Genomic DNA, 26413 nt, shown 5'->3' on the forward strand with positions numbered 1-26413 from the left:
GACGGCCCAGCCGACTCTGTCCACCACCGATGCCGGGATCGCGGGTGACAGATTCGGTTGCTCGGTCGCTGCTGATCTTGGAAGGCCTCGTTCCGTCTCGCCCTCGCGTCACGCCGTGGACCCGGACACCACGAGACGGCTCACCCAGGTTCATCCGCGAGAGCCAAAAAGTTTTGGCGGCGATGTCGAGAACCCGTGGCTGGCTCCGTCCCCGCAGTGAACGCGACCACAATGGGTCGCACCAGCACCGAGGAGAACCACCATGGCCAAGTACTTGCTGCTCAAGCACTACCGCGGCGCCCCGGCTCCGGTCAACGACGTGCCGATGGACAAGTGGACGCCGGAAGAGATCTCGGCCCACGTGCAGTACATGCACGACTTCGCGGCCCGGCTCGAGGGGACCGGCGAGTTCGTCGACGGTCAGGCGCTCGCCCCCGAGGGGACGTGGGTCAAGTACGACGGTGAGGGGCGCCCGCCGGTCACCGACGGCCCGTTCGCCGAGACCAAGGACCTCATCGCCGGCTGGATGGTGATCGACGTCGACAGCTATGAGCGCGCCGTCGAGCTGGCCGGGGAACTGTCGGCCGCCCCCGGGGCGGGCGGGAAGCCGATCCACGAGTGGCTGGAACTGCGCCCGTTCCTGACCGCGTCGCCCACCATCACTGAGTGCCACTGAGCGACCTCATCATGAACGAGGTCCTGCTCCGGAGCCTCACACCGAGCGTGCTCGCGATCCTCGTCCGCCGCGGAGCCGACTTCGCGGCGGCCGAGGACGCCGTGCAGGACGCGCTGGTCGAGGCGGTCCGCGTCTGGCCTGCCGACCCTCCGCGGGACCCGAAGGGCTGGCTGGTCACCGTGGCCTGGCGCAAGTTCCTCGACGCGACCCGAGCGGACACCGCCCGCCGCCGGCGCGAGGACCTCGTCGACGAGGAACCGGAGCCCGGGCCTGCGCCCGCCGTGGACGACACGCTCCAGCTCTACTTCCTGTGCGCCCACCCGTCCCTGACCCCGTCGTCCGCGGTCGCGCTCACCCTGCGTGCCGTCGGCGGGCTCACCACCCGCCAGATCGCCCAGGCCTACCTGGTGCCCGAGGCGACCATGGCGCAGCGCATCAGCCGGGCCAAGCGCACCATCTCCGGCGTGCGGTTCGACCAGCCCGGCGACGTCGCCACCGTGCTGCGCGTCCTCTACCTGGTCTTCAACGAGGGCTACTCCGGCGACGTCGACCTCGCCGCCGAGGCCATCCGGCTCACCCGGCAGCTCTCGGCCGCGATCGACCACCCCGAGGTGGCGGGGCTGCTCGCCCTCATGCTGCTCCACCACGCCCGGCGCGCCGCCCGGACCGCGCCCGACGGCAGCCTGGTGCCGCTCGCCGAGCAGGACCGCGGCCGGTGGGACACCGAGTCGATCGCCGAGGGCGTCGAGATCCTGCAGGCGGCCCTCGCCCGTGACCGGCTGGGCGAGTTCCAGGCCCAGGCCGCCATCGCGGCACTCCACGCCGACGCGCCCACCGCCGAGGAGACCGACTGGGTGCAGATCGTCGAGTGGTACGACGAGCTCACGCGCCTGACCGACAGCCCGGTCGTCCGGCTCAACCGCGCGGTGGCCGTCGGCGAGGCCGACGGACCGCGCGCCGGGCTCAACGCACTTGCGGCGCTGGACGACTCACTGCCCCGGCACACCGCGGTGGCGGCCTACCTCCACGAGCGCGACGGCGACCTGGCGACGGCGGCACGGCTGTACGCCGAGGCGGCCCAAAAGGCACCCAACCTCGCCGAGCGCGACCACCTGACGCGCCAGGCCGCCCGGCTCAACGCCCGTCGGCGTCGCTGACGGGTCGCGCTCGGATTTTCCCGCGGCACTGGCGCGGCCCCATGGCCAGAGCGGTTGCCTCAAAGTGAGCAGCCGGGCCGGGACCAGCCGCACGACGCGTTGCCGGCGGGGAATCTCAGCGACGACGACATGCGCGCTGGAGGCGTGGTGTCTCCGTGGACCCGCCCGCCGAGACGCCCGGTGAAGGTGGGCCACCTGCGACGGTTCGGCTGCCAGGAAAGCGGCTGCTTGTTGGTGTTGGTCGACACGTTCACCGGGACCTTGTTGACCGCGTCCAGCACGGCGGCGCCGCCGTAGGAGCCTGCGCGCCCTGGCACGCGCCGCCCACCGTGCCCTCCCGTCGTCGACGACCCAGTTCTACGGCCTCAGTACGCGGTGAGCCCGTGTTCCCTGAACTGCTCACGGACGCGCTCCGTCAGCGCCGGTTCGGGAACCGGGTTGTCCCGCAGCGGGAAGGGGACCCCGAGCGCCTCGTACTTCGAGGCGCCCAGCTTGTGGAACGGGAGGACGTCCACGCGGTCGACGTTGCCGAGACCGGCGACGAAGCGGGCGAGCCCGTTCACGGCCTCCGGATCGTCGGTCCAGCCGGGGACGAGAACGTAGCGGATCCACACCGGGATGCCGAGGCTGTCCAGGCGGGTGGCGAAGTTGAGCGTGGGGGCCAGTTCTCCGCCGGTCAGCTTCCGGTAAGCGCGAACATCGAAGGACTTGATGTCCAGGAGTACCAGGTCTGTGTCGACGAGGAGTTCGTCGGAGGCGCGCTCACCGAGGAAGCCGGAGGTGTCGAGTGCGGTGTGCAGCCCCACCTCCTTGCAGCGGCGGAGGAGTTCGGCGGTGAACGCGGGCTGGAGCAATGGCTCGCCTCCCGTGATCGTCACCCCTCCCCCGGCCGTGGTGACGAAGCCCCGGTACTTCTCGGTCTCCGCCATCACCTCGTCGACCGTGACCTCGCGGCCGTCCCGCATGTGCCAGGTGTCGGGGTTGGCGCAGTACAGGCACCGCAGCGGGCAGCCGCTGGTGAAGAGGACGAACCGGGTCCCGGGACCGTCCACGCCGGTGGACAGGTCCCAGGAGTGGATCCGGCCCGTCGTCTCGACCTTCATCGCAGTCACAGCGATCCGTGGAAGGTGCGGCTGATCACGTCGAGCTGCTGCTCACGGGTCAGACGGACGAAGTTGACGGCGTAGCCGGAGACGCGGATGGTCAACTCCGGGTACTTCTCGGGGTGTTCCATCGCGTCCTCCAGCGTGGCCCGGTCCAGGACGTTGACGTTCATGTGGAAGCCGCCGGAGGCCATGTACGCGTCGAGGATGCCGGCCAGGTTCCCGGCCCGCTCGCCGGGCGCGTGTCCCAGGCCCTCCGGGGTGATCGTCGTCGTCAGTGAGATGCCGTCGCGGGCCTGCTCGTACGGCAACTTGGCGACCGACAGGGCGGAGGCGGCCACACCGTGCCGGTCACGCCCGTTCATGGGGTTGGCCCCGGGCGCGAAGGGCTGGCCGGCGCGCCGGCCGTCGGGGGTGTTGCCGGTGTGTTTGCCGTAGACGACGTTCGAGGTGATCGTCAGTACGGACTGGGTGTGCTCGGCGTTCCGGTAGGTCGGGTGCTTGCGCACCTTGGCCATGAAGGACTCGACCAGGTCGGCCGCGAGGGCGTCGGCGCGGTCGTCGTTGTTCCCGTACGCCGGCCAGCCGCCCTCGGTCTCGAAGTCGACGGCCAGCCCGGTGTCGTCCCGGATCACCTTCACCCGGGCGTATTTGACGGCGGACAGGCTGTCGGCGGCGACCGAGAGGCCCGCGACACCACAGGCCATGAAGCGGTGCACCGGGTGGTCGTGCAGCGCCATCTCGATACGCTCGTAGGCGTACTTGTCGTGCATGAAGTGGATGACGTTGAGCGTGTTGACGTACGTCCCCGCCAGCCAGTCCAGCATGCGGTCGTACGCCGCCGACAGCTCCTCGTAGTCCAGGTACTCCCCGGTCAGCGCGGGTGCCTGGGGTGCGATCTGCTCGCCGGTCAGCTCGTCCCGGCCGCCGTTGATCGCGTACAACAGGGCCTTGGCGAGGTTCACCCGTGCCCCGAAGAACTGCATCTGCCTGCCGACCGCCATCGCCGACACACAGCACGCGATGGCTGTGTCGTCCCCGGTGCGCGGGCGCATCAGCTCGTCGGACTCGTACTGGACGGCGCTGGTGTCGATGGAGACCTGGGCGCAGAACTCCTTGAAGCCTGCGGGCAGTCGGGGCGACCACAGCACGGTCAGGTTGGGTTCAGGGGCCGGGCCGAGGTTGTAGAGGGTCTGCAGGAAGCGGAAGGAAGTGCGGGTGACCAGCGGACGCCCGTCCGTGCCGATGCCGCCCAGGGACTCCGTCACCCAGGTCGGATCGCCGGAGAACAGCGCGTCGTACTCGGGGGTGCGCAGGAACCGTACGATCCGCAGCTTGATCACGAAGTCGTCGATCAGGTCCTGGGCGCGGGACTCGTCGAGCGTCCCCTCCTCCAGGTCCCGTTGCAGGTAGACGTCCAGGAAGGTGGAGGTGCGGCCCAGCGACATGGCGGCGCCGTTCTGTTCCTTCACGGCGGCGAGATAGCCGAGGTAGAGCCACTGCACGGCCTCGCGGGCAGTGGTCGCGGGGCGGGAGACGTCGCAGCCGTACGAGGCCGCCATCCGCGTCAGTTCGTCCAACGCCCGTGTCTGTTCGGCCAGTTCCTCGCGGTCGCGGATGACGTCGGACGTGGACGGTTGTGTGTCCAGCAGCGCGCGCTCCGCTTGCTTGGCCTCGATCAGGCGGGCGGTGCCGTACAGCGCCACGCGCCGGTAGTCGCCGATGATCCGGCCGCGGCCGTAGGCATCGGGCAGTCCGGTGATGATCCCGGCCTTGCGGGCGGCGCGCATCTCGGGTGTGTAGGCGTCGAAGACACCGTCGTTGTGGGTCTTGCGGTAGGTGCCGAAGACGCGGGTGACGAAGGGGTCGGGCTCGTAGCCGTATGCCTTCAGGCTGTTCTCGACCATCCGCAAGCCGCCGTTGGGCATGATCGCGCGCTTCAGCGGGGCGTCGGTCTGCAGGCCGACGATCAGCTCCCGCTCACGGTCGATGTATCCGGGCGAGTGCGAGGTGATCGTCGACGGGGTCTTGGCGTCGACGTCCAGGATGCCCCTGCGCCGTTCCTCCGGGAACAGCGCGCTGACCTTCTCCCACACGGCGCGGGTGCGGTCCGTCGGGCCGGCCAGGAAGGCCGCGTCGCCCTCGTACGGTGTGTAGTTGGCCTGGATGAAGTCGCGTACGTCGACGCGCTCGCGCCATTGCGTTCCGGCGAAACCGCGCCATGCCTCGAGCGCGCGTGTCCCGGCTGTCACTGTCACTGTCATCGCCGGTTCTCTCCCTTGTTCCGCACTGGAATGTCTCCCTTTCCATACTCGTGCGACACGATCGCCGCCAGGAGGGCCGGGCAGGGCCCACGCCCCCGCCGTGCGGCCCCCCAACGGGGGCCGTCCGGCCCCCTTGTCACGGGCACTCACGCGACAGGCAGATCCGGCCGGACGAGGGTGCCCGCGTTGCCGTGGACGATCTCGTACGCCGCGTCCAGGGATCCGATCGCGGCCAGTCCCCCGGTGTGTTCGACGAACCGGGCGGCGGCCTCGGTCTTGGGGCCCATCGAACCGTCGGGGAAGCCGCCGCGGCGCAGCTCGGCGGGGGTGGCGCCGAGGACGGGCCGCTGGCTGGGGGTGCCATAACCGTCGTAGACGCAGGGCACGTCGGTGAGGATGAGCAGGAAGTCCGCCTTCAGGTCCTCGGCGAGCAGCGCTGCCGTGAGGTCCTTGTCGATGACGGCCTCTGCCCCGGTGAGTGCGCCGGTGTCGCGGTTGGCGGTGACGGGGACGCCTCCGCCGCCGGCGCAGATGACGAGCGTGCCGTTGTTCAGCAGTTCGTGGACGGTGTCGGTCTCCAGAACGCGTTCGGGTGCCGGGGAGGGGACGACGCGGCGCCAGCCGGTGGTGTCGGCGGCGATGTGCCAGCCGCGCTTGCGGGCGAGCGTGGACGCCATCTCGTAGGGGTAGACCTGGCCGACGAACTTGGTGGGGTGGTCGAAGGCGGGGTCGTCGGCCCGGACGAGGGTGTGGGTGACCAGCGCGGCGATCCGCCGTCCGGGCAGGGCGTCGTGCAGGGTGCGGGCCAGCAGGGAGCCGATCATGCCCTGGGTCTGGGCGCCGAGCAGGTCCAGCGGGTAGGGGGCGCTCAGCGCGGGGTCGGCGGCGCTCTCGACGGCGAGCAGGCCGATCTGGGGGCCGTTGCCGTGGGTGATGACGATCTCGTGTTCCTGGGCGAGGGCGGCGATCGCGGTGGTCACCCGGTCGATGTTCGCCTCCTGGACGGCCGCGTCGGGGCGTTCGCCGCGGTGCAGCAGGGCGTTGCCTCCGAGGGCGATGACGATACGCATGGCTCAGTCCTCCAGAGTGGCGACGAGTACGGCCTTGATGGTGTGCAGGCGGTTCTCAGCCTGGTCGAAGACGACGGAGGCGGGTGAGGAGAAGACCTCGTCGGTGACTTCGAGGCCGTCCACACCGTAGGTGTCGAGCAGTTCGCGGCCGAGGTGGGTGCGGTGGTCGTGCAGGGCGGGCAGGCAGTGCATGAACTTCACGTCCGGGTTGCCGGTGAGGGCGAGGGTCTTGTCGTTGACCTGGTAGGGAAGCAGCAATTCGATGCGCTCGCGCCAGGTGGCGGCGGGTTCGCCCATGGAGACCCAGACGTCGGTGTGCAGGAAGTCCGCGCCGCGTACGGCGGTCTCGACGTCCTCGGTGAGGGTGATCCGGGCCCCGCTGTTTTCGCCGAGCGCGCGGCAGGCGGCGACCAGTTCGGATGCCGGCCACAGTGCCCTGGGCGCCGCGATCCGTACGTCCATGCCGAGCAGGGCGCCCATCGACAGCAGCGAGTTGCCCATGTTGTTGCGGGCGTCGCCGAGGTAGCAGTAGCTGATCTCCGGCAGTGGCTTGGGGCTGTGTTCGTGCATGGTGAGGACGTCGCACAGGCTCTGGGTGGGGTGTGCGGTGTCGGTGAGGCCGTTGTAGACGGGGACGCCGGAGTGGGCGGCGAGTTCGGTGACGATCGACTGGGCCGAGCCGCGGTACTCGATGCCGTCGAACATCCGGCCGAGGACGCGGGCGGTGTCGGCGATGGACTCCTTGCTGCCCACGTGGGTGTCGCCGGGGCCGAGGTAGGTGGTGGCGCCGCCCTGGTCTGCCGCGGCGACCTCGAAGGCGCAGCGGGTGCGGGTGGAGGTCTTCTCGAAGACCAGCGCCAGGTTCTTGCCGGTCAGCCGGGGCTGTTCGGTGCCGGAGCGCTTGGCCGCCTTGAGGCCGGCGGCCAGGTCCAGGAGGTGGTGGATCTCGGCGGCGGTGAAGTCGAGTTCGCTCAGGTAGGAGCGTCCTCGCAGGTCCATGGTCATGGGGTTCCTCGCTGGTGCGGTGGGAGCGGGCGGGTGCCTGGGGATCGCCGGGGCGTATGGCCGTGTCGGTGCGGCGGCCCTCAGTGGGCCGGGTCGCGTTCGATCGGGCAGCTCATACAGCGCGGGCCGCCCCGGCCGCGGCCGAGTTCGGCGCCGGCGATGGTGACGATCTCGATGCCCTGCTTGCGGAGGTAGGTGTTGGTGGTGACGTTGCGCTCGTAGCCGACGACGACACCCGGGGCGAGTGCGAGGAAGTTGCTGCCGTCGTCCCACTGCTCGCGCTCGGCGCCCGCGAGGTCCTGCGGCGCGGACAGCATGCGGACCTTGTCCAGGTCGAGCGCCTCGGCCAGCGCTGTCGCCAGGTCGGAGTTGGGGGTGACGTCGAATCCGGTCGCGTAGGCGTCGCTGGGCCGCAGGGTCCACGAGCGCAGGGAGTCGGCGAGGCCGGGATAGACGGCGAAGGCGTCGCGGTCGAGCATGGTCAGCACGGTGTCGAGGTGCATGTACGCGCGGGTGGCGGGGAGTTGGACGGCTATCAGCCGGGTGGCCGTGCCGGTGGAGAAGAGCCGGGCGGCCAGGTTCTCCACGGCCTGGGCGGTGGTCCGCTCCCCCATGCCGGCCATGACGGCGCCGTTGCCGAGGACGTGCACGTCGCCGCCTTCGAGTGTCCCGACGGGGCCGTCGAGGATCGGCTCGGGCGCGGCGGAGGCGAACATCGGGTGGAACCGGTAGATGGCCTCGGCGTGCAGGCTCTCGCGCCGCCGGGCGTCCTTGGCCATCGGGTTGACCGACAACCGGTCGTACATCCAGCAGGAGTTGTCGCGTGGGAAGAGGTGGTTGGGCAGCGGGGCGAGCGCGAAGGCCTCGGTGTCCAGCGCGTTCCAGACCAGGCTGTGCGGGGTGGTGAGCGGCAGGTCGCTCTTGAGCATGCCGCCGATCAGGTATCCCGCGAGGCTCTCGCCGTCCAGCTCGGCGCAGCGCTCGCGTACCGCGTCCAGCAGGGCGGGGCCGATGGTCGCGGGGGTGACGACCCGGTCCAGGAGCCAGTCGCGGCCCTCCGGCACGTCCAGGGTCTGGGCCAGCAGGTCGGCGAAGTAGTGCACCCGGGCCCCGTGGTCGCGCAGCACCTGGGCGAAGGCGTCGTGCTCCTCACGGGCGCGCTTGGCCCAGAGGATGTCGTCGAACAGCAAGGAGTCGACGTTGCGCGGGGTCAGCCGCGAGAGTTCCAGGCCGGGGCGGTGCAGGATCACCTGGCGGAGGCGGCCGACTTCGGAGTCGACGTGGAAGGCGGTGGTGGCGTTCATGGCGGGGCTGCTCCTGTGGTCGTACGGGTGCGGGGCCGGCTCGGGGCGCGGTCAGTCGCGGTTGCGGAGGCGGTTCCTCCGGAGGGCACCGGTGCGACTCGTGGGCACGGCACGGGAGATCCGCTTGGCCGTCGGGACGGCGGTCTCGGGAGCCCTGCCGTCGGAGAGAGGCACGGGGGCCGTCGACTCCTCGCCGTACACCCCTTGGCCCCGCTTCAGCCACACGTACACCGGCAGTCCGAGCAGCAGGACGAACAGCCCGTAGTAGACCGTCTGGTACCCGCTGCCCTGGATCGACCAGTACGAAAAGGCCATCGCGAGGACGGAGACGGTGATGTCGCGGGCCAGCCGTCCGGGGCTGAGGGTCTCGCGTCCGCGGACCAGCAGCCAGTACAGCTGGGCGGCGGCGGAGAAGAGGTACGGGATCACGGCAGTCAGCACGCTCAGCAGCACGATCTTGGTGAAGACGTCGTCGAAGCGCGTGTAGCTGAACACGGTGATCAGCGAGGCAAGGACGGTGGAGGCCACGATGCCGAAGACCGGGACGCCGTTCTCGCCGCGCAGCTTCGCGAAGGCCCCGGGGAAGAGTCCGTCGCGGGCGGCGGCGTACGGCATTTCGGCGCAGAGCATGGTCCAGCCGTTGAGGGCGCCGATGCCGGAGATGATGGCGGCCACCGCGACCGTGTCGCCGGCCCAGGTGCCGCCGAAGATGTTGTTGGCGGCGTCGGTGAAGGGCGCGGTGGAGGCGCCGAGTTCGCCGTGCGAGACGGTGCCGAAGACGGCGAGGGTGCCCAGGATGTAGATGACGGCGCAGGCGAGGGTGCCGTACACGGTGGCGCGCGGCACGTTGCGGCCCGGCTCGCGGACCCGGCCGGCGACCACCGAGGCGGCCTCCAGGCCCAGGTAGCTGAACAGGGCAATGGCCGCGGCGGCCGAGATCGCGCCCAGCGCCGACTGGCCGCTGGCGTTGAAGGAACCGAAGTTGTGCGGATCGATGAACAGCAGGCCGATGGTGGCCATGAAGACCAGCGGGATGAACTTCAGTACGGTGGTGACCACTTGGACGGCGCCGATGTTCCGTACGCCGGTGAGGTTGATCGCGGCCGGGATCCACAGCCCGACCAGCGCGATGAGCACCGACATCGCCGTGCGGTGGCCGGTGTTGACGAACACCTCGACATATCCGACCCACGCCACCACGATCGCGGCGTTCCCGGCCCACGCGGTAATCCAGTACGACCAGGCGTTGAGGAAGCCGGCGAACTCGCCGAAGGCCTCCCTGGCGTAGACGTACGGACCGCCGCTCGCCGGGACACGCTTCGACAGCGCCCCGAAGGTCACCGCCAGCGCGAGCGCGCCGAGCGTGACGACGCCGAACGCCACGAGCGAGATCGGCCCGTACGGTGCCAGGGCCGACGGGAGCGCGAAGACTCCGGTGCCGATGATGCTGCCGATCACGAGCGCGGTCGCCGAGGGAAGGCCGAGGGCCGCCCTGGGGGACGGCCTCTCGTCACTTCTTTGGGTGCTGGACATGGTTGTGCTCCTTGCGCGGGTCGCTGGGGACGGGCTGCGGATGACTCGATCCGCGAACGATCCTGCTCGGCGCCCGTCATCGCGGTCAGTGGCCACCCGTCCCCCGCCGGGCCCATTGGTCCCGTTCGGGGAGTCCCGAACGGGCCTGTGCTCCGCCTCCCCGATGGGTGGGGATGCGGAGCACAGGGCCGTTGACGTGGCGCGGGTCTGGTCAGGAGGACAGGTCCACCCCCTACATCGTGTGGCCGCCCACGAGTTGACGACCGGTCACCAACTCGGGCTCGATACGGATGAAGACCTCCTCGGGCGAGGCCACCCAGGAGCGCGGGCCGGACCGGGCGAGCCGGCCGTTCTCGACGGGATCGGTCACCACCGTCGCGCGGCCGGTGACCACGACACTCCAGCCGGAGTGCGCCGCCGCATCCACCTCGTCCGCTTCGAAGGCGATCACCACGCCGTCGATCGCGGCGGCCAGCTCCGAATCGGCCGCGGTGCGCATCAGTACCGCGAAGTCGGTGTCCAGGCAGAAGTTGACCGGCAGGACGGCGGGCAGGGCGTGGCGCGTGTGGACGACGCGGCCGATCGGTGCCCGCTGCAACAGACTCAGGCACTCCTGGCGGTCGAGTTCACGGAAGCCGTCGTTCGGGTTCATCACTGGGTTCAACTTTCACGGGGTACGGCCGTACACGTTTCATCCTCTGGGGCGGCCAGGGACGAGGCGAGGGCCTGTCGGTCCAGAACGGCCCGAGAACGGCCGCCCTTCGGAATCCGCTCCGGACCATGCGGTCAGCGCACCGCTATCCGGCGCCCGGTGGTTTCGACGGGATCGAGGCGCACCCATACGTCGCGCTCGCCGCCCGCCCATGGTTCGCTGTACGCGAGCTCCGTCAGCCGACGCACGGCGTCGGGGTCCGTCACGGCCCGGGCGAAGCCGCGTATGAGCACGCTCCAGCCCTGACTGAGCGCCTCGTCGATGTGGTCGACCTCGAAGGCGACGTACGCCCCGACAGCTGTGGCCGGCACGGCGTCGGGTGCCGTCCTGAACATGACCGCACCGTCGATGACGGTGTAGTTCAGGGGGACGATGATCGGCCCGTCCGGCGTGTCCATCGCGATCCTGCCGACGCCGTGCCGGGAGAGCCGGGTCCGGCACTCCTCGGCGCTGAGTTCGATCAGCTCAGGGTGGCGGGCGGCCCGGCCGGTACCGGGCGGAAGATCGGCGTCGCCTCCGCGCAGGGCCGCCACGCTCGTCTGCAACGCGTCCGCGAGCCGGATGAGGACGGCGGTCCCGGGCATCGCGGTCGACTGTTCCTCCAGGTACTGAACGTAGCCGGGAGCCGTGCCCGCCCGGGATGCCGCCTCCTCCCGGGTCAGTCCGAGTTCCTGGCGTCGTTGAGCGATGCGACGCCCGATGTCGCCCCGTGTGCTGTCCGCGGTGGCGGACACGGCGTTCGACGGTGTCTGCTCCGACATGGCCGTTCACTTCCTCGTCTCAGGACGCCCTGACCGTCAGGGCGTCGTGCTGCGGTGCGCCGAGGACGACCTTGAGCGCGCCGGTGTCGGCGGCGCGTGAGAAGACGTCGTAGGCCTCCTCCATCGCGTCCAGCGGGAAGGTGTGGGTGACCAGGGACGACGTGGGCAGTTGCCCGGCGGCCGTCATACGCAGCAGGGTGGGCGTGGAGTACGTGTCGACCAGGCCGGTGGTGATCGTCACGCTCTTGATCCACAGGTCTTCGAGGTGGAGTGTCACGGGCTTGCCGTGCACGCCGACGTTGGCCACGTGCCCGCCGGGCCGCACCATGCGCGTACACGCCTCGAAGCTCGCCGGCACCCCCACCGCCTCGATGACCACATCGGCCCCCAGGCCCTCGGTGAGGTCGGCGACCAGCTGCTCCGCCTCCTCCCCCGCCGTGGCCACCGCGTCGGCGCCGAGGCGTTTGGCGGCGTCCAGCCGGGCCGGGGCCAGGTCCACGGCGATGATCTTCCCGGGGGTGTAGAGCCGTGCCGTGGCGATCGCGGCGAGCCCGATCGGCCCGGCTCCGACCACGACGACGGTGTCCGCGGGCCGTACCCGCCCGTTCAGCACGCCCACCTCGTAGGCGGTGGGGAAGATGTCGGCCAGCAGCACGGCTTCCTTGCTGTCCACGGCACCCGGCAGCAGATGCGTCGACAGATCCGCATGCGGTACGCGGACGTATTCGGCCTGCGTGCCGTCAATCGAGTGGCCGAGGATCCAGCCCCCGCCACCGCGGCACTGCCCGTACATGCTTTCCCGGCAGTAGCGGCAGCGGCCGCACGCCGTGATGCACGAGACCAGGACACGGTCACCGGGGCGGACCGTGCGGACGTCGCCGCCCACGTCGACGATCTCCCCGACGGCTTCGTGTCCGAGCACCGTGCCGGGGCGTACCTCCGGTACGTCGCCCTTGAGAATGTGCAGATCGGTCCCGCAGATCGTGACGGCGTCGACACGGACGACCGCGTCGGTGGCATCCTGGATACCGGGATCCGCCACGTCCTCCCACGCGGACTCTCCGGGACCGTGGAACACGAGTGCTTTCATGGCGATGCCTTTCTGGACCTGGCGGATGCCTGTGGCGGAGGCGACGGCGTGTGAGCGTCCTCTTGCGCACGCCAGCCCCCTCTCTGAGGCACCGGCTCTGACGATGGTGGGGCGCCCTTTGACAACCTCCTCGCGCGTGGATTGACCTTGTATGTCCAGCCTGAGCGTGACACCCGCTGTCCGCATGGGCCGGTCGGTCCCCATAGAGGGACCGGGCAGGGCCGTTCGGGCCGGCCGACGGCCTCGCATACGAGCACGGCGCCGCCGTTCCCCGCGGACAAGGGCCGAACGGCCCGCCGCCGGGCCCCGGGGAGCACCGGACGGCCCCATGATGCCGACCGGTCGGCCCCTGCCCTGGTGCGGTCCCCGCTGTCACCGTTCCGTCTACGACGAGACGATGAGGAGGTGCAGTCAGATGCGCGGCACCAAGCGTATGAGGCAACTGCTGTGGCGGTGGCGCAGCAATCCCCTGCGACGACACGACGACGTCGTCGAGGCCTGGATCGTGCTGGCCGTCTGGGCAGTCATCGCGATCGGCGGCACCCTGGCCGGCGTGCTGACAGCCCACGCCGCCGACGGGTCCTTCGCGCGGCTTCGCAGCGAGCGGCACCCGGTCCAGGCCGTCCTCGTCGGGAGCGGGACCGAGACCGCGGCGGTCGGGGCCGACACGCCCTACAACCAGGTCCGGGCGACGGTCCGCTGGACGGCCACGGACGGCTCCCAGCACACCGGCCGGGCCCTCGTGGACACCGGGCATCAGACGGGATCGAAGGTCGTCGTCTGGCTGAACAGCAAGGAGCAGCTCACCACGGCGCCGACATCCGCCTCGTCGGCCGCCGTCGAGGCGGCCGTGCTCGGAGCCGGAGCCGCACTTGCCTTCGGTGGCCTGGCCTTCGCCGCCGGGCGCGTCGCACAGGGGCGGCTCGACCAGCGGCGCTACGACCAGTGGGAGCGAGAGTGGGATCAGGTCGGACCGCGGTGGCGGCGCAAGACCACGTGAGGTGTCACCGGTCCGTACGAAGGTGAGGAGAAAGTGATGCTGCATACGGTGGAGTGGAAGGTTCGCCTCTACCTCTCCGAGGACGGAGGGACGACCACGGCACGTGTAGTGATGAACACCGGAACCACGACCCTCACCGGCCACGGGGCCGCGCACTGCAACCCCGCGGACGCCGATGTGCCCGAGATCGGTGACGAACTCGCGGCAGGCAGGGCCATGCACGACCTCGCCCAGCAATTGGTCAACACCGCCGAGCGCGACATCGAGGGCCTGGACACGCCCGCCGCTGGACGAAGCCCTCGCCCGGTGGCCGGATGGGCCATGTGACGGACGCCTGCGCGGCAGCTCACTTCGACTATGGCCACGCGCACGCCCAGAGCCTGGCGACATCGGACATCCACCCCGGTTCTCATGTGCCATGGCGGTCAGGCTTGGTCACGCGGCATCCGTGCCAGGAACCGGTCGCCACCGGATGCGGCACCCGCGACAACTGCTGAAGGGCCGGCCGGCCCGAGAACGGTCCGTTCGGCACCCCTGGTGGGGCCGCCCGGGCCATGCGGCGGCGCTCTGCGCGTGGCACGTTGGGTACAGCACCATTCTGAGGAAGGGGCGGCGACCATGCGAGCTCACCTCGGCGACCAGCTCGTTGTCGATGGCGCGGCCACCGGCGCCACCAGGCGCGACGGCGAAATCGTGGGACTCCATCACGAGGACGGAACCCCTCCCTACGACGTGCACTGGTCGGATACGGACGAGGTGACGCTCGTGTTCCCCGGGCCCGACGCCCACATCCGTCACCTCGAACACGGCCCAGGAGAAAGCCCTGCCCCGGTTTCCCGGCCAAGCACGGACGAGGCACGGCAGCAGACGGGTACCGGGTCCGGCACTCCCCCGTCGGCCGGGGCGTCCCACGCCGGTGACATCGGCCGACGCCTGGCCGCCGTACGCCGGCGCCAGGGGCTGACCCAGGCGGAGACAGCCCGCCGCGCCAAGATGGCGCCCCAGTACCTGGCCTACCTCGAAGAGCGGTCGGCCGACCCGAGCCTGGCGACTCTCATCAGACTGGCCGCCGCGCTGGGCACCTCCGTCGCCGCCCTGCGCGGGGGCGGAATCGATCTCCCGCCGGGCCAGGGCCAGGCACTCCTCGATCCCCAGCTGCGGGACCTCGGCCCGGAGGAATGCCGCGCCCACCTCTCCACGCACGGCCTGGGGCGCATCGCGGTGTCGACCCCTGACGGACCGGCGGTCGTTCCGGTGAACTACGAGGTCGTCGACAACGCGATCGTCTTCCGGACCGCGCCGGACTCGGCCCCGGCGGCGGCCGTGGGAACGGAGGTCGCCTTCGAGGTCGACCATGTGGACGAGGCCATGAGCCAGGGCTGGAGCGTGCTCGTAGTCGGCCCCGCCCAGGCGGTCACCGAGCCCGACGCGGTGCGACGGCTGGCCGATCGCGCCCACAGCAAGCCATGGGCGGGAGGCGAACGTGAGCTGTGGGTGTCGATCACGCCCACCCAGCTCACGGGGCGCCGCATCAGTCCGCCCGATCACAGCGGGCACTGACCGCGCTTCTCCCGACAGGCATTCCACCGCGAGGATCCCGCGACATCCGAGGAGCGGGCCCCGTCCAAGGGCTCGCCGACCTGCGAAGGGAGGCAGCGGTGAGCCAACGAGCACTCTCCCCGGAGCGTGTGGCGACCCTGGTCCGCGACGCCACGGCCGCACCGTCGATGCACAACGCGCAGCCATGGCGCTTCCGCTACTACCAGGGCAGCCGCACGTTCCATGTGCGCGCCGACCTCGGCCGGACCATGCCCCACGCCGACCCCGACACCCGTGCCCTCCACCTCGGCTGCGGCGCCGCCCTGCTCAACCTGCGGGTCGCGGTTGCCCACGGGGGCTGGTACCCGGCGACCCGGCTGCTGCCCGACCCCGCCGACCCCACCCTGCTCGCGACCGTACAACTGACCGGGTTCGGCAGCGGCGAGAGCAACCTTGCCCCGCTGTATCCGGCGATTCACCAGCGGCACAGCAGTCGTTTCCCGTTCGAGGAGACGGAGATACCCGAGGCCGTACGGACGGCGCTGAGCGACGCCGCCAGTCTGGAGGGGGCGTCACTGTCCTTCGCCACCGCATGGCATCTGCAACAGGTGCTGGAGCTCGTCGAGGAGGCCGAGGCACGCAATCGGACCGACCCGGGCAGCGACGAGGACCTGGCCACCTGGACCCGTACCGGCGACCCGTCGGTGCACTCGACCCCCGACGGGGTCCCGGAGTACGCCTTCGGGCCACGCAAGCGCGGCGGCAAGGCTCCGGTACGCGACTTCGCGGGCACCAGGTCAGTGCCGGACCGCACCGCGACAGCGTTCGAACGCTCCCCTCAACTCGCCCTCCTCAGCACATCTCGCGACCGCCTGGAGGACTGGCTGCACGCCGGTCAGGCCATGCAGCACGTGCTGCTGCTTGCCACCCTCGAAGGCCTGTCCAGCTCGTTCGTCACCCAGGCCCTGGAGTGGCCGGACCTGCGCTGGCCGCTGCGCGACCCGATGTCGGGCACCGGCCATGTACAGATGGTGCTTCGCCTCGGCTACGGGCCCAAGGGCCCCGACACGCCACGCCGCCCGGTACCGGAGATACTCGACATCCAGCCCTGAAAGTGGGAAGTCGACGTCCACGACACCCTCCGGGGCGGCGCATGCCCATGGACGCGGTCCAGCCGACGGTGACGTCCGCCGGAGCGCGACCGGCCGCCGCCGAGTACAGATGTTCCGAGCGCAGGATGCGCGGCTTCTTCTCCAGGAGACCGGCTCCGCGCGAGGCGGTCGCCAGGCGGTGCATGAGGCCTTCCCGGTGTGGGCCGCCCACACCGGGAAGGCCCCTCCTGACCACCGCCGTGCGCTCGGTCAGTCGTGCGGGACCACCGCCACCGGTGCGGCGGAATGGTGCAGCACCGCTTGCGTCACCGGTCCGATGTGCGGGCCCACCGGCGTACGACGGTTGCGGCGCCCGACCACGACCAGCGCCGCGTTGCGGGAGGCGTCGATCAAGTGGGAGCTCGCGTTGCCGATCACCGCCTGTTCGTTCACCTCGACGCCGGGGAACTTCTCCCGCCACGGCCGCAGTACCTCGATCATGTTGTGCTGCAACTGCGCGCGCAGTTCGTCGTTGAGGTCGAAGTCGAAGGCGCCGCCGTAACCGTAGGTGGACGGCAGGGTCCATCCGTGGACGACGCGGAACTTGCGCCCGTGTCGGGAGGCGGCTTCGCACGCGAAACCGATCAGGGAATTGTCCGGATGGTCCAGGTCGAGGCCGAGCACGACTTCGTCGTTCAGGTGGTCGTCTTCGACGCCTTTGCCGGCTCGTACGAGGACGACCGGCCGCTGGGTCCTGGCCACGACGGCGAGTGCCACGGAGCCGACGAGGAACCCGGTGACTCCGCCCAGGCCCCGGGACCCGAGCACCAGGAGATCGCTCTCCTCCGCGGCAGCCAGCAGGGTGGTGACGGGCTGTTCCGAGATGCGCTCGGCGGTGATGTGCAGGCTGGGGTGGCGCTCGGCGAGCCGGGCCGCGGTCTCCCGCGGCAGGCGGTCGGCCCACTCGCTCTGCGAGTCGTCCACGGGCGGCACGGAGGCGCCCGCCAGCGGGGAGTATGTGTAGGGCTGCCACTGCCAGGCGTGCACGAGGCGCAGGGGCGCGTCGCGCAGCAGCGCCTCTTGGGCGGCCCAGTCGGCGGCTGCGAGACTCTCGGGCGAACCGTCAAGACCGACGGTGACGTTGCGGGACATGTGCGGACCTCCTCAGGGGATGCGACTCAGTCTCCGGGTGGCAGGCCCACGTCAGGAGGGGCCACAGGTCCCGGCCCGGGACCGACCGGCCCATCCGGCACGTGTCCTGTTCTCCCGCGAGGGTCGTTCACACGATCGCGACCGGGCAGTGGGAGTGGTGCAGCAGGGCGGCGGTGACCGGGCCCGGTCGCGGGCCGATGCGGTGGGAGTGGCCGCGGGCACCGACGACCACGACGGCGGCTTCGCGGGTCGCCTCCAGCAGCGAGTGAACCCTGTCGGAGTCGACCGTGCGGACCGCCACCTCGACCTGGGGATTGCGCTGCCGCAGCCCGGCAACCGCACTGCGCGGTACAGCCTGTTCGGTAAGTACGTGCCCAGCAGCATCGTCCCGCGCCCGATCCGCGGGGACGGGGCCCGGGGGTGCCGGCGTCCGGCGCCGATGGGCCGCAGAGTGCAGCACACGCAGCCGGACCCCGCGGCGCTCCGCCTCCGCGAAGGCGAACGCCGCGGCATCCGCGTCGGCGTCGCCTTCCAGGCCGAGCAACACCTCGCCGCGCCCGGCGGATTGGTGGTTCCCCCTGACGACGAGCAGCGGACCGCGCGTGTGCGCGGCCAGCCGCAGGCTCACCGAGCCGAACAGTAGGCCACCGACACCGCCGAGCCCTCGCGTACCGACCACGGTGAGCTCGGCGTCCTGACCGTGCTGGGCCAGCGCCTGGACCGGTCCGCCCTCGAAGGCGGAGGTCGTGACGGGCAGGCCGGGATGCCGCTCGCGTAGCCGGGCAGCCGCGGACGCCAGTACCGGGCCGGCCTCGTCGAGGTCGGGCACGGCGTACACGATCTCCAGCCGGGCGCCACGCAGCACCGCTTCCTCGGCGGCCCGGTCCAACGCCCGTACGGCGATGAGCGAACCGTCCACGCCGACGGTCACATGACGGGTGGTCATGTCTTTCCCTCCCCTTGGTCGGTGTTGGCTAGGTGGCCGCGGACGCCCCGTCGGCCCGGTTCGCCAGCGCCGCGCGGCCCGCTTCCAGGCGGGCGGCGGGAACGCGGAACGGCGAGCAGGAGACGTAGTCGAGGCCGGTGTCGTGGAAGAAGTGGATGGAGTCCGGGTCGCCGCCGTGTTCGCCGCAGACGCCGATCTTCAGGGTCGGGTTCGTCGCGCGGCCCTCCTCGACGGCGATCCGGACCAGTCGGCCGACGCCGTCCCGGTCGAGGGTCTCGAAGGGCGAGGTGGCGAAGATCCCCTGGGCGAGGTAGGCGGGGAAGAAGGACGCCTCGACGTCGTCGCGGGACAGTCCCCACGCCGTCTGGGTCAGGTCGTTGGTGCCGAAGGAGAAGAAGTCGGCGGCCTCGGCGATCCGGCCGGCGGTCAGCGCGGCGCGGGGCAGTTCGATCATCGTGCCGATGGGGCAGTCGACGGTGAGCCCGGACGCCTTCGACACCTCGGCGAGTACGCGCTCCGCAGCCGCCCGCACGATCCGCAGTTCCCCGACCGTGCCGACCAGCGGAACCATGATCTCGGCCCGGGGGTCTCCCCCGTCCCGCAGCCGCTCCACAACGGCTTCGGCGATCGCCCGTACCTGCATCTCGACCAGCCCCGGGACAACGAGTCCCAGACGAACGCCGCGCAGCCCGAGCATCGGGTTGCTCTCGTGCATGCGCTCCACGGCGGCCAGCAGGCGCCGGTCGTGTGCGGTGGGGTGGGTGGCGACGCGGACGGCGAGGTCGGTGCGGTCGGGCAGGAACTCGTGCAGCGGTGGGTCGATCAGCCGGATGGTCACCGGCAGGCCGTCCATTTCGGCCAGGATGCCGCTGAAGTCGGCCCGCTGGAGCGGCAGCAGCGCGTCCAGGGCGGCGCGCCGCCCGGTCTCGTCCTCGGCGAGGATCATCGCCTCGATCAGGCCGCGTCGCTCGCCGAGGAACATGTGCTCGGTGCGGCACAGGCCGATCCCCTCGGCTCCGTAGCGGCGGGCGCGGGCCGCGTCCTCGGGGGTGTCGGCGTTGGCGCGCACCCCCAAGTGCCGTACGGAGTCGGCGTGTTCGAGGGTGCGGGCCACGGCGTCCGTCAAGGGCCCGCCGCGTTCCCCGGTGTCCAGGAAGCGGCCGACGGTCGAGTCGGTCAGTGGCAGTGCCCCGAGGTGGACCGTGCCCGCCGTGCCGTCCACGGAGAGCACCGTGCCTTCGGCGAGCACGGTCCGGTCGGGTGCGGTGAGCGTCCGTGCCTCGACGTCCACCGTCAGTTCCTCGGCGCCGCACACGCACACCTTGCCCATGCCGCGCGCCACCACGGCCGCATGGCTGGTCTTGCCGCCGCGGCTGGTGAGCACGGCCTCGGCCGCGACCATCCCGGGCAGATCGTCGGGGGTGGTCTCCCGGCGTACGAGGATCACCTTCTCCCCCGTCTCGGCGCGGCGCACCGCCTCGGCCGAGTCGAAGACGATCGCTCCGACGGCGGCGCCGGGAGAGGCCGGGACCCCGTGCGCCAGGGGCTTCGTCTCGGCGTGTGCCTCGAAGCGGGGGAACATCAGTCGGGCGAGCTGCGCCCCTCCGACGCGGGCGAGCGCTTCGTCCTCGCCGATCAGTTCCTCGTCGACGAGCGCCTCGGCGATACGGAAGGCGGCCTCGGCGGTGCGCTTGCCGACCCGGGTCTGGAGCATCCAGAGCGTGCCGCGCTCGATGGTGAACTCGATGTCGCACAGATCGCGGTAATGGTGCTCCAACGTGCCCATGTGCTCGATGAGTTGCCGGTACGAGGACGGGTCGAGCCGCTCCAGCTCGGCGAGTGGCACGGCGTTGCGGATACCGGCGACGACGTCCTCGCCCTGGGCGTCCCGCAGGTAGTCGCCGTAGACACCCCGGGCGCCGGTGGCCGGGTCGCGGGTGAAGGCGACTCCCGTGCCGGAGTCCGGACCCCGGTTACCGAAGACCATGACCTGGATGTTCACGGCGGTGCCCAGGTCGTCGGGGATGTGTTCACGGCGGCGGTAGAGGCGGGCGCGCTCGCTGTTCCAGGAGCGGAAGACGGCCCGGATCGAGCGGTACAGCTGCGCGCCGGGGTCCTGTGGGAACTCCTCGCCCGTCGCGTCCCGGATCACCTGCTTGAAGTCCTCGACGAGCTGGGCGGGGTCGTCGGTGCTCCCGCGCCGGTCGAACCGTTCCGGGGCGATACCGAGGACCGTGCGGCCGTACATCTGGAGGAGACGACGGTAGGAGTCCCACGCGAAGTGCTCGCTGCCGGTGGCCTTGGCGAGCCCGAGGACGGATGCGTCACCGAGGCCGATGTCCAGGATCGTCTCCATCATCCCGGGCATCGAGAACTTGCTGCCCGAACGAACGGACAACAGCAGGGGGTTGTCACGGCCGCCCAGCTCATGACCGGTGCGTCGTTCCAGCTCCACCAGCGCGTGGGCGACCTGGGCGGCCAGTTCTCCCGGCTCCTCGCCCGTTGCCAGGTATTCCCGGCAGGCGTCGGTGGTGACGGTGAAGCCGGGCGGTACCGGCAGTCCCAGGCGGGTCATCTCCGCCAGGTTGGCTCCCTTGCCGCCGAGCAGGTCCGCCATGTCACGGCCGCCCTCGGAGAATTCGTACACGTACCTGGTCATCTCTCTCATCCTCCGGGGCTGTTCAGGCGTGCGGGACGACGGCGACGGGGCAGGGTGCGTGGTGCAGTGCGGCATGTGCGACGGAGCCGAGGTGGTTGCCGAGCAGGCTCCCCCGCACCCGGCGGCCCACCACGAGGAGGGCCGCGCCGGCCGAGGCATGGATCAGCTCGCCGGCCGCGCGCCCTTCGGTGACGGTCTCGGTCACGGCGACCTCGGGGAACTTCTCGCACCAGGGGCGCAGCGTCGCGACCACGGCGCGCTCGTGCTCGGCGAGCAGCTCGGGGCCGTTCACCGGGGCGAGCCTGTCGATCGCCGCGTAGGCGGGCGGCGCGCTGAAGGCATGGATCACGCGAAGCGGGGTGGCACGGAGTCGGGCGGCGTCGAAGGCGAACTCGATGAGTTCGTCGCAGGGCCGGTCCGTGTCCAAGCCGAGCACGACATCGCGGTACGGAGTCTCGGGTATCTCGTCGGGGGAGATTCCGGCCACCGCCGAGAAGTGCTCGCGGGCGGTGCACTCCCCCGCCCGCACCAGCACCACGGGACGCGGTGACCTGGCGACCACCCGCTGTGACACCGACCCGGTCAGGAACCCCGTGACGCCGCTGATCCAACGGGAGCCGATGACCAGCAGATCGGCTTCTTCGGCCGCCGCGAGCAGGGCCCCGACCGGCGCGTCGGCGACCGAGCGGGTGACGACCCGCAGGCCGGCGTGCGCGGCGCGCACGCTGTCCGACGCCTGCGCCACCATGTCCTCGGCCCAGGACCGCTGCGACATGTCCGCGGGCACGGCCGGGGCGGGCCGCGGCTGCCGCTCCCAGGCGTGCACCAGCCGCAGCGCCGTGCCTCGGCGCACGGCTTCCCTGGCCGCCCAGTGCGCGGCGGCCAGACCTTCGGGAGTCCCGTCGATCCCCGCGGCGACGTATCGAAGCATGGTCCGCACCTCCTGCGTGCATACCGGTGGATTCCTCTTGTCCCCATCGAGCCTGATACCGGGCTGGGCCCGGGTGCAGGGGCCGGGCAGGCCCTTTCGGGGGGCCCTATGGCCCCGGTGTCGTCCCGCCCCTCCACCCCCGGGCAGCCTCGCTCCCGTGCGGCGCGATGAGACGCCGGACCGCATGCACCGGGCGATGCCGTACGGCCCGGCCTCGGGGCCGCTCGGCCCATGGTGAGGACGGGGCTTCGAGGAGAGATTGGAGGTGGCAGGATCGCGCTCCAGGAAGAGGACAGGATCATGAACGCTTCCCCCACTTCCAGCATGCTGCGGGCGTTGCCCGCCGAGCACGGCGAGCGCCTGAAGCACGTAGCCCGGGAGGTGTCGTTCCCCCAAGGAACCCGCCTGTTCGAAGAAGGCCGGCGAGCGGACCGGTTCTGGATCGTCCGTACCGGCACGGTGGCCCTCGACATGCGCGTGCCCGGCCGCCGCGCGGCCGTCATCGAGACCGTCGGGCACAACGAACTCGTCGGCTGGTCCTGGCTGTTCGGACCGCACACCTGGCACCTGGGCGCCGAGGCCACGAGCCCGGTGCGCGCCTACGAGTTCGACGCCGACGTCGTACGCGGCATGTGCCAGGCCGATCCGGCGCTGGGCATGGCCGTGGGCCAGTGGGTGGGAGACATCGTCGCCCGCCGGCTGCGGTCGGCCAGGACCCGACTGCTGGACATGTACGCGCCCTACGGCAGCGGAAGCCTTCGCTGACCGCGTCGCCATCCACCGAGGAGTCAGCATGCACGGCACCCCGCACATCGTCAGCGACGTGATGACCCACACCGTCGCCGCCGTCGGCCGCAAGGCCAACTTCAAAGAGATCGTGCAGTTGATGGAGCAGTGGAAGGTCAGTGCCCTGCCCGTCCTGGAAGGCGAGGACCGCGTGGTCGGCGTCGTCTCCGAGGCTGACCTGCTGCACAAGGAGGAGTTCCGGGACGGAGACCCGGACCGCAACACCCAGCTTCGGCGCCTTTCGGACCTCACCAAGGCCGGCGCGGTGACCGCCGAGGACCTGATGACGGCCCCGGTCGTCACCGTCCACGCGGACGCGACCCTGGCGCAGGCCGCGCGAATCATGGCACACGCCAAGGTCAAGCGGCTCCCCGTCGTCGACGACATGGGCAAGCTCGAAGGCGTCGTCAGCCGCGGCGATCTCCTCAAGGTGTTCCTGCGGGACGACGAGGACATCGCCGAGGAGGTCCAGCGGGAAATCGTGTCGTACTTGTTCCGTGCCCCCTCGTCCCCTGTTCGCGTGCAGGTGAGGGATGGTGTCGTCACACTCGCCGGTCAGATCCGGGACACCTCGTTGGTGCCGGTGGCCGCCCGCCTGGTGCGGGCCGTCGAAGGTGTGGTGGACGTGGAGTTCGAGCTGACGGGGCCGTCCCGCGGACCGGAGCAGTGACCAGGGGCCGACCGAACGTACACACCCGCGCGAGATGCCACCACACGTTCGATGCCGCTCACCCGATCGAACGAACGGATGGTCCCCGCCCGGCGGTCTCCGCCACGCGTGACACTCAGCCCCTCCGCGGCCGAACAACCACAACGCAGCCTTGAGGATGCGATTCCTCCCGGGCGTAAACGCCCGGGGTTCCTCGCAAGAACTCGCTGAACAAGGGGTCGTCATGGCCGAGGCGCGCATGTTCACGGAACAGGACCCCATCCGGGTCTTCCTGCTGGACGACCACGAGGTGGTGCGCCGCGGTCTGACCGATCTCCTGGACGCCGAGCCGGACATCTCGGTGGTCGGCGATGTGGGCAGTGTCGAGCACGCGCTGGTGCGCGGCCCGGCGCTGCGGCCGCATGTCGCGGTCCTGGACGTCCGTCTGCCGGACGGCGACGGGATCAGCGTCTGCCGGGAGCTGCGCAGCCGGATGCCGGAGCTGTCCTGTCTGATGCTGACCTCGTTCGACGACGAGGAAGCCCTGCTCGACGCCATCATGGCCGGAGTCTCGGGCTAGGTGCTCAAGCAGATCCGCGGTTCCGACCTGGTCTCGGCGGTACGCACGGTGGCATCCGGGCAGTCGATGCTGGACCCCACGACCACGGCCCGGCTGATGCGCTCCCTGCGCGCGGACCCCACCGAGGCCCCGGCACTCGCGCCCGAACTCGCCAGCCTCTCACCCCGCGAGCGGGAGATTCTCGCGCTGATCGGGGACGGGCTCACCAACCGCGAGATCGGCAAGAAGCTCCACCTGTCCGAGAAGACGGTCAAGAACCACATCTCGCGGCTCCTGGCCAAGCTCGGTGTCCAGCGCAGGGTCCAGGCGGCGGTCCTGGCCAGCCAGCTGGAGCACCCCAACACCGCCAGCCTCCCCGCACATTGAATCCGTATCCCTTCAGAGGCGAGGGGGAACGACGCGGTCGGCCCCCGTCCGTCCGCGGCCGAAGAAGTCCGGACACCCGCGGCACCGACGGTCTCAGCCGTTCGCCGAGCCGCCGGCCGTCGCCGCGCCGGCCGGACCCACCGGCACCCACCACACCAGCCGCGTGCCACCGCCCTCGGGCCGCTGGCCGAGTGTCAGTGTTCCGCCGAGACCCACGGCCCGCTCCTCCATGTTCTTCAGCCCGCTGCGCTGGACGTCACCGGACATCCCGCAGCCGTCGTCCGTCACCGTGAGCGTCAACTCGCCCCCGGCGCACTGAAGTCGGACGTCCACGGCTTGAGCGCCGGAGTGCCGGGCCGCGTTGCTCAGCGCCTCGCCGAGCACCGCAACCGCGTGGTCGGCGATGTCGCCGGGGACATCGGTCTCGACGAGCCCCTCGATCCGCAGCGCGGGCGCGAAACCGAACGACGTGGTGGATGCCGTGACCGCCTCGGACACCCGGCCGCGCAATCCGTTGCCCTCCCGGCCTCTTCCGCCGTGTGTACGCAGGCCGAAGATCGTGGACCGGATGATCTTGATGGTGTCATCGAGGTCGTCGACGGTCCGCGCCAGCCGCTCCATGCCCTCGGGGTGCTCCATGAAGCGCTGGGCACTCTGCAGCGTCATCCCGGCCGCGAAGAGCCGCTGGATGGCGAGGTCGTGCAGGTCACGAGCGATACGGTCACGGTCCTGAAGCAGCGCGATCTGTTCCGCGTCCCGCCGTCGCTCGGCCAGCTCCAGCGCCAGTGCCGCCTGGTCGGCGAACCCGAGCAGCGGCCCGGTGTCCGCATCGCCGAACGGCGCGCCGCCCTGCACCCGCCCCAGCAGCAGCACGCCCCGGGCCTTCCCGCTGGTACCGAGCGGCACCGCGACCACGGGTCCGAGCCCGGCCCACTGGGGCTCCCCCTCGCCCTCGCGGGCATCGCGTTGGATGTCGGAGCTGACCACCGGCTCCGCGGAGCTGAGCGCGGCTCCGACCAAGCCGGCCCGGGCCGACATCACCAAGCCACCGCGCTGCTCCGCGCCGAGCCCGACGGCGAGCGCCGGCCGCAGCGCCTGCTCGCCCGGTATGTTGTCCGCGATCATGCCCATGTCCGCGGAGACGATCTTCCGGGCCTCGTCGACGATCAGCTCCAGCACCTCCGCGCTGGGTGCTCCGGTCAGGAGAACACTGGTGACCTTGCCGCTGGCCCGCTGCCAGCGTTCGCGGAGCCTGGTCTCCTCGTACAGCCGGGCGTTCTCGATGGCGACCCCGGCGGCCACGGCCAAGGTCGACAGGACGGACTCGTCCTCCGCGTCGAACTCCCGCTCGTTGCGCTTCTCGGTGAGGTAGAGGTTGCCGAACACCTCGTCGCGTACCCGGATCGGCACGCCGAGGAAGGAATGCATCGGCGGGTGGTGGGCGGGGAAGCCGTACGACTCCGGATGCTCCGAGAGCTCCGGCAGCCGCAGAGGCTCCGGGTGCCGGATGAGCTCGCCGAGAAGCCCGTGCCCACTGGGCAGCGCCCCGATCCGGGACCGCCGCTCCTCGTCGATCCCGACAGTGAGGAACTCGGACAGCTTCCGGTCACCGCCGATCACGCCCAGCGCCCCGTACTCCGCGTCCACCAGGACCACAGCGGCCTCGACGATGCTGCGCAGCACCTGCGGCAGGTCCAGCTCCCGTCCGACCGACAGGACCGCCTCCAGCAGGCTGTGCAGACGGTCCCGGGTACCCCGCACCGCGTCGATGCGCACCTGCAGCTCGCCCAGCAACTCGTCGAGCCGAAGCTTGGGCAGATGCTGCTCAGAACCCCCGCGCGCGTCCGCGCCCATCGCTTCCTCCGGCCCATCAAGCGGACAAGGCCGCGCACCAGTTCGACTGCCGTCACGGTACTGCCTGGGAGGCCTCGGCGGCACCACGCACCCCTCCGACGACGGAAATCCTGAACGCGGTTCAGACACCAGCCCCCGGTCGTCGGAGTCTCGTCCGGTCGCATCAGGCTTCAGGGCGGCGTCAG

General features: G+C 71.0%; 23 protein-coding genes and 1 pseudogene. 9 read left to right on the forward strand and 15 right to left on the reverse strand.

The window, feature by feature from the left end; genetic code table 11:
* The first annotated feature begins 262 nt into the window (after positions 1-262).
* A complete protein-coding gene (locus AB5J50_RS03045) occupies positions 263-676 on the forward strand; it encodes a YciI family protein (protein WP_369254624.1) in 414 nt (137 codons plus the stop codon).
* Positions 677-687: 11 nt separating this feature from the next.
* The gene (locus AB5J50_RS03050; RefSeq protein WP_369265286.1) at positions 688-1833 is read left to right on the forward strand and encodes an RNA polymerase sigma factor; all 1146 of its coding nucleotides are present in this window, start codon (positions 688-690) and stop codon (positions 1831-1833) included.
* 59 nt (positions 1834-1892) lie between these two features.
* Here AB5J50_RS03050 and AB5J50_RS03055 read toward each other — a convergent pair whose 3' ends face one another.
* The 10 genes from AB5J50_RS03055 to AB5J50_RS03100 form a co-directional block, all read right to left on the reverse strand.
* The gene (locus AB5J50_RS03055; protein ID WP_369254626.1) at positions 1893-2150 is read right to left on the reverse strand and encodes a hypothetical protein; all 258 of its coding nucleotides are present in this window, start codon (positions 2148-2150) and stop codon (positions 1893-1895) included.
* Between the two features lie 48 nt (positions 2151-2198).
* Positions 2199-2936 (reverse strand): pyruvate formate-lyase-activating protein, encoded by a 738-nt coding sequence (gene pflA, locus AB5J50_RS03060; RefSeq protein ID WP_369265287.1) that lies wholly within the window; start codon positions 2934-2936, stop codon positions 2199-2201.
* 5 nt (positions 2937-2941) lie between these two features.
* Positions 2942-5200 (reverse strand): formate C-acetyltransferase, encoded by a 2259-nt coding sequence (gene pflB, locus AB5J50_RS03065; RefSeq protein ID WP_369254628.1) that lies wholly within the window; start codon positions 5198-5200, stop codon positions 2942-2944.
* Positions 5201-5346: 146 nt separating this feature from the next.
* Positions 5347-6270, reverse strand: a complete 924-nt coding sequence (locus AB5J50_RS03070) for a carbamate kinase (protein ID WP_369254630.1) — start codon at positions 6268-6270, stop codon at positions 5347-5349.
* 3 nt (positions 6271-6273) lie between these two features.
* The gene (gene argF / locus AB5J50_RS03075) at positions 6274-7275 is read right to left on the reverse strand and encodes an ornithine carbamoyltransferase (RefSeq protein ID WP_369254632.1); all 1002 of its coding nucleotides are present in this window, start codon (positions 7273-7275) and stop codon (positions 6274-6276) included.
* Positions 7276-7355: 80 nt separating this feature from the next.
* Entirely contained in the window at positions 7356-8579 is a 1224-nt protein-coding gene (locus AB5J50_RS03080; protein WP_369254634.1) for an arginine deiminase, read from the reverse strand.
* A gap of 51 nt (positions 8580-8630) precedes the next feature.
* Positions 8631-10112 (reverse strand): APC family permease, encoded by a 1482-nt coding sequence (locus AB5J50_RS03085; protein ID WP_369254636.1) that lies wholly within the window; start codon positions 10110-10112, stop codon positions 8631-8633.
* Positions 10113-10344: 232 nt separating this feature from the next.
* A complete protein-coding gene (locus AB5J50_RS03090) occupies positions 10345-10764 on the reverse strand; it encodes a pyridoxamine 5'-phosphate oxidase family protein (protein ID WP_369265288.1) in 420 nt (139 codons plus the stop codon).
* A 134-nt stretch (positions 10765-10898) separates the two neighbouring features.
* Entirely contained in the window at positions 10899-11585 is a 687-nt protein-coding gene (locus AB5J50_RS03095) for a helix-turn-helix domain-containing protein (RefSeq protein ID WP_369254638.1), read from the reverse strand.
* A gap of 19 nt (positions 11586-11604) precedes the next feature.
* Entirely contained in the window at positions 11605-12675 is a 1071-nt protein-coding gene (locus tag AB5J50_RS03100; RefSeq protein WP_369254640.1) for a zinc-dependent alcohol dehydrogenase family protein, read from the reverse strand.
* Between the two features lie 415 nt (positions 12676-13090).
* Here AB5J50_RS03100 and AB5J50_RS03105 point away from each other — a divergent pair, with 415 nt between their 5' ends.
* The 4 genes from AB5J50_RS03105 (at position 13091) to AB5J50_RS03120 (ending at position 16326) form a co-directional block, all read left to right on the forward strand.
* Positions 13091-13675 carry a hypothetical protein gene (locus AB5J50_RS03105; protein ID WP_369254642.1) on the forward strand — a complete coding sequence of 195 codons (585 nt, stop codon included), beginning with the start codon at positions 13091-13093 and terminating at the stop codon, positions 13673-13675.
* A gap of 36 nt (positions 13676-13711) precedes the next feature.
* Positions 13712-14002 (forward strand): dsRBD fold-containing protein, encoded by a 291-nt coding sequence (locus tag AB5J50_RS03110; protein ID WP_369254644.1) that lies wholly within the window; start codon positions 13712-13714, stop codon positions 14000-14002.
* Between the two features lie 291 nt (positions 14003-14293).
* Positions 14294-15235, forward strand: coding sequence for a pyridoxamine 5'-phosphate oxidase family protein (locus AB5J50_RS03115; RefSeq protein WP_369254646.1), 942 nt, complete (start codon positions 14294-14296; stop codon positions 15233-15235).
* Between the two features lie 167 nt (positions 15236-15402).
* On the forward strand, positions 15403-16326 hold the full coding sequence (locus AB5J50_RS03120; RefSeq protein WP_369265289.1) for a nitroreductase family protein: 924 nt from the start codon (positions 15403-15405) through the stop codon (positions 16324-16326).
* Positions 16327-16575: 249 nt separating this feature from the next.
* On the opposite strand, the gene AB5J50_RS03125 is transcribed toward AB5J50_RS03120, so the two are convergent.
* From AB5J50_RS03125 to AB5J50_RS03140, 4 genes are all read right to left on the reverse strand, one after another.
* Positions 16576-17457, reverse strand: coding sequence for a universal stress protein (locus AB5J50_RS03125; protein WP_369254648.1), 882 nt, complete (start codon positions 17455-17457; stop codon positions 16576-16578).
* A 127-nt stretch (positions 17458-17584) separates the two neighbouring features.
* Positions 17585-18403, reverse strand: coding sequence for a universal stress protein (locus AB5J50_RS03130; RefSeq protein WP_369254650.1), 819 nt, complete (start codon positions 18401-18403; stop codon positions 17585-17587).
* A gap of 28 nt (positions 18404-18431) precedes the next feature.
* Positions 18432-21062: a pyruvate, phosphate dikinase gene (gene ppdK, locus AB5J50_RS03135; RefSeq protein WP_369254652.1), complete on the reverse strand. Its 2631-nt coding sequence runs from the start codon at positions 21060-21062 to the stop codon at positions 18432-18434.
* 22 nt (positions 21063-21084) lie between these two features.
* Positions 21085-21993 carry a universal stress protein gene (locus tag AB5J50_RS03140; RefSeq protein WP_369254654.1) on the reverse strand — a complete coding sequence of 303 codons (909 nt, stop codon included), beginning with the start codon at positions 21991-21993 and terminating at the stop codon, positions 21085-21087.
* A 300-nt stretch (positions 21994-22293) separates the two neighbouring features.
* Between AB5J50_RS03140 and AB5J50_RS03145 the strand changes: the two genes are divergently transcribed.
* The 3 genes and pseudogenes from AB5J50_RS03145 to AB5J50_RS03155 all read left to right on the forward strand — a co-directional run bounded on the left by AB5J50_RS03145 (position 22294) and on the right by AB5J50_RS03155 (position 24374).
* On the forward strand, positions 22294-22758 hold the full coding sequence (locus tag AB5J50_RS03145) for a Crp/Fnr family transcriptional regulator (protein ID WP_369254656.1): 465 nt from the start codon (positions 22294-22296) through the stop codon (positions 22756-22758).
* A gap of 28 nt (positions 22759-22786) precedes the next feature.
* Positions 22787-23449, forward strand: a complete 663-nt coding sequence (locus AB5J50_RS03150) for a CBS domain-containing protein (RefSeq protein WP_369254658.1) — start codon at positions 22787-22789, stop codon at positions 23447-23449.
* Between the two features lie 223 nt (positions 23450-23672).
* Positions 23673-24374, forward strand: a pseudogene (locus AB5J50_RS03155) (LuxR C-terminal-related transcriptional regulator).
* A gap of 93 nt (positions 24375-24467) precedes the next feature.
* On the opposite strand, the gene AB5J50_RS03160 reads toward AB5J50_RS03155, so the two are convergent.
* Positions 24468-26228: a GAF domain-containing protein gene (locus AB5J50_RS03160; RefSeq protein WP_369254660.1), complete on the reverse strand. Its 1761-nt coding sequence runs from the start codon at positions 26226-26228 to the stop codon at positions 24468-24470.
* Positions 26229-26413: the final 185 nt, after the last annotated feature.

The organism is Streptomyces sp. R35 (assembly GCF_041053035.1).
In the GTDB taxonomy this organism is placed as follows: Bacteria; Actinomycetota; Actinomycetes; order Streptomycetales; family Streptomycetaceae; genus Streptomyces; species Streptomyces lutosisoli.

Bases quoted from the DNA above. Each gene is read 5' to 3' on its own strand.
- AB5J50_RS03125 (WP_369254648.1), bottom strand. From the start codon at position 17,457: ATGTCCCGCAACGTCACCGTCGGTCTTGACGGTTCGCCCGAGAGTCTC.
- ppdK (WP_369254652.1), bottom strand. From the start codon at position 21,062: ATGACCAGGTACGTGTACGAATTCTCCGAGGGCGGCCGTGACATGGCG.
- argF (WP_369254632.1), bottom strand. From the start codon at position 7,275: ATGACCATGGACCTGCGAGGACGCTCCTACCTGAGCGAACTCGACTTC.
- AB5J50_RS03095 (WP_369254638.1), bottom strand. From the start codon at position 11,585: ATGTCGGAGCAGACACCGTCGAACGCCGTGTCCGCCACCGCGGACAGC.
- AB5J50_RS03110 (WP_369254644.1), top strand. From the start codon at position 13,712: ATGCTGCATACGGTGGAGTGGAAGGTTCGCCTCTACCTCTCCGAGGAC.
- AB5J50_RS03080 (WP_369254634.1), bottom strand. From the start codon at position 8,579: ATGAACGCCACCACCGCCTTCCACGTCGACTCCGAAGTCGGCCGCCTC.
- AB5J50_RS03045 (WP_369254624.1), top strand. From the start codon at position 263: ATGGCCAAGTACTTGCTGCTCAAGCACTACCGCGGCGCCCCGGCTCCG.
- AB5J50_RS03120 (WP_369265289.1), top strand. From the start codon at position 15,403: ATGCACAACGCGCAGCCATGGCGCTTCCGCTACTACCAGGGCAGCCGC.
- AB5J50_RS03115 (WP_369254646.1), top strand. From the start codon at position 14,294: ATGCGAGCTCACCTCGGCGACCAGCTCGTTGTCGATGGCGCGGCCACC.
- AB5J50_RS03050 (WP_369265286.1), top strand. From the start codon at position 688: ATGAACGAGGTCCTGCTCCGGAGCCTCACACCGAGCGTGCTCGCGATC.
- AB5J50_RS03085 (WP_369254636.1), bottom strand. From the start codon at position 10,112: ATGTCCAGCACCCAAAGAAGTGACGAGAGGCCGTCCCCCAGGGCGGCC.
- AB5J50_RS03070 (WP_369254630.1), bottom strand. From the start codon at position 6,270: ATGCGTATCGTCATCGCCCTCGGAGGCAACGCCCTGCTGCACCGCGGC.
- AB5J50_RS03100 (WP_369254640.1), bottom strand. From the start codon at position 12,675: ATGAAAGCACTCGTGTTCCACGGTCCCGGAGAGTCCGCGTGGGAGGAC.
- AB5J50_RS03105 (WP_369254642.1), top strand. From the start codon at position 13,091: ATGCGCGGCACCAAGCGTATGAGGCAACTGCTGTGGCGGTGGCGCAGC.
- AB5J50_RS03090 (WP_369265288.1), bottom strand. From the start codon at position 10,764: ATGAACCCGAACGACGGCTTCCGTGAACTCGACCGCCAGGAGTGCCTG.
- AB5J50_RS03150 (WP_369254658.1), top strand. From the start codon at position 22,787: ATGCACGGCACCCCGCACATCGTCAGCGACGTGATGACCCACACCGTC.
- pflB (WP_369254628.1), bottom strand. From the start codon at position 5,200: ATGACAGTGACAGTGACAGCCGGGACACGCGCGCTCGAGGCATGGCGC.
- AB5J50_RS03160 (WP_369254660.1), bottom strand. From the start codon at position 26,228: ATGGGCGCGGACGCGCGCGGGGGTTCTGAGCAGCATCTGCCCAAGCTT.
- AB5J50_RS03140 (WP_369254654.1), bottom strand. From the start codon at position 21,993: ATGCTTCGATACGTCGCCGCGGGGATCGACGGGACTCCCGAAGGTCTG.
- pflA (WP_369265287.1), bottom strand. From the start codon at position 2,936: ATGAAGGTCGAGACGACGGGCCGGATCCACTCCTGGGACCTGTCCACC.
- AB5J50_RS03145 (WP_369254656.1), top strand. From the start codon at position 22,294: ATGAACGCTTCCCCCACTTCCAGCATGCTGCGGGCGTTGCCCGCCGAG.
- AB5J50_RS03130 (WP_369254650.1), bottom strand. From the start codon at position 18,403: ATGACCACCCGTCATGTGACCGTCGGCGTGGACGGTTCGCTCATCGCC.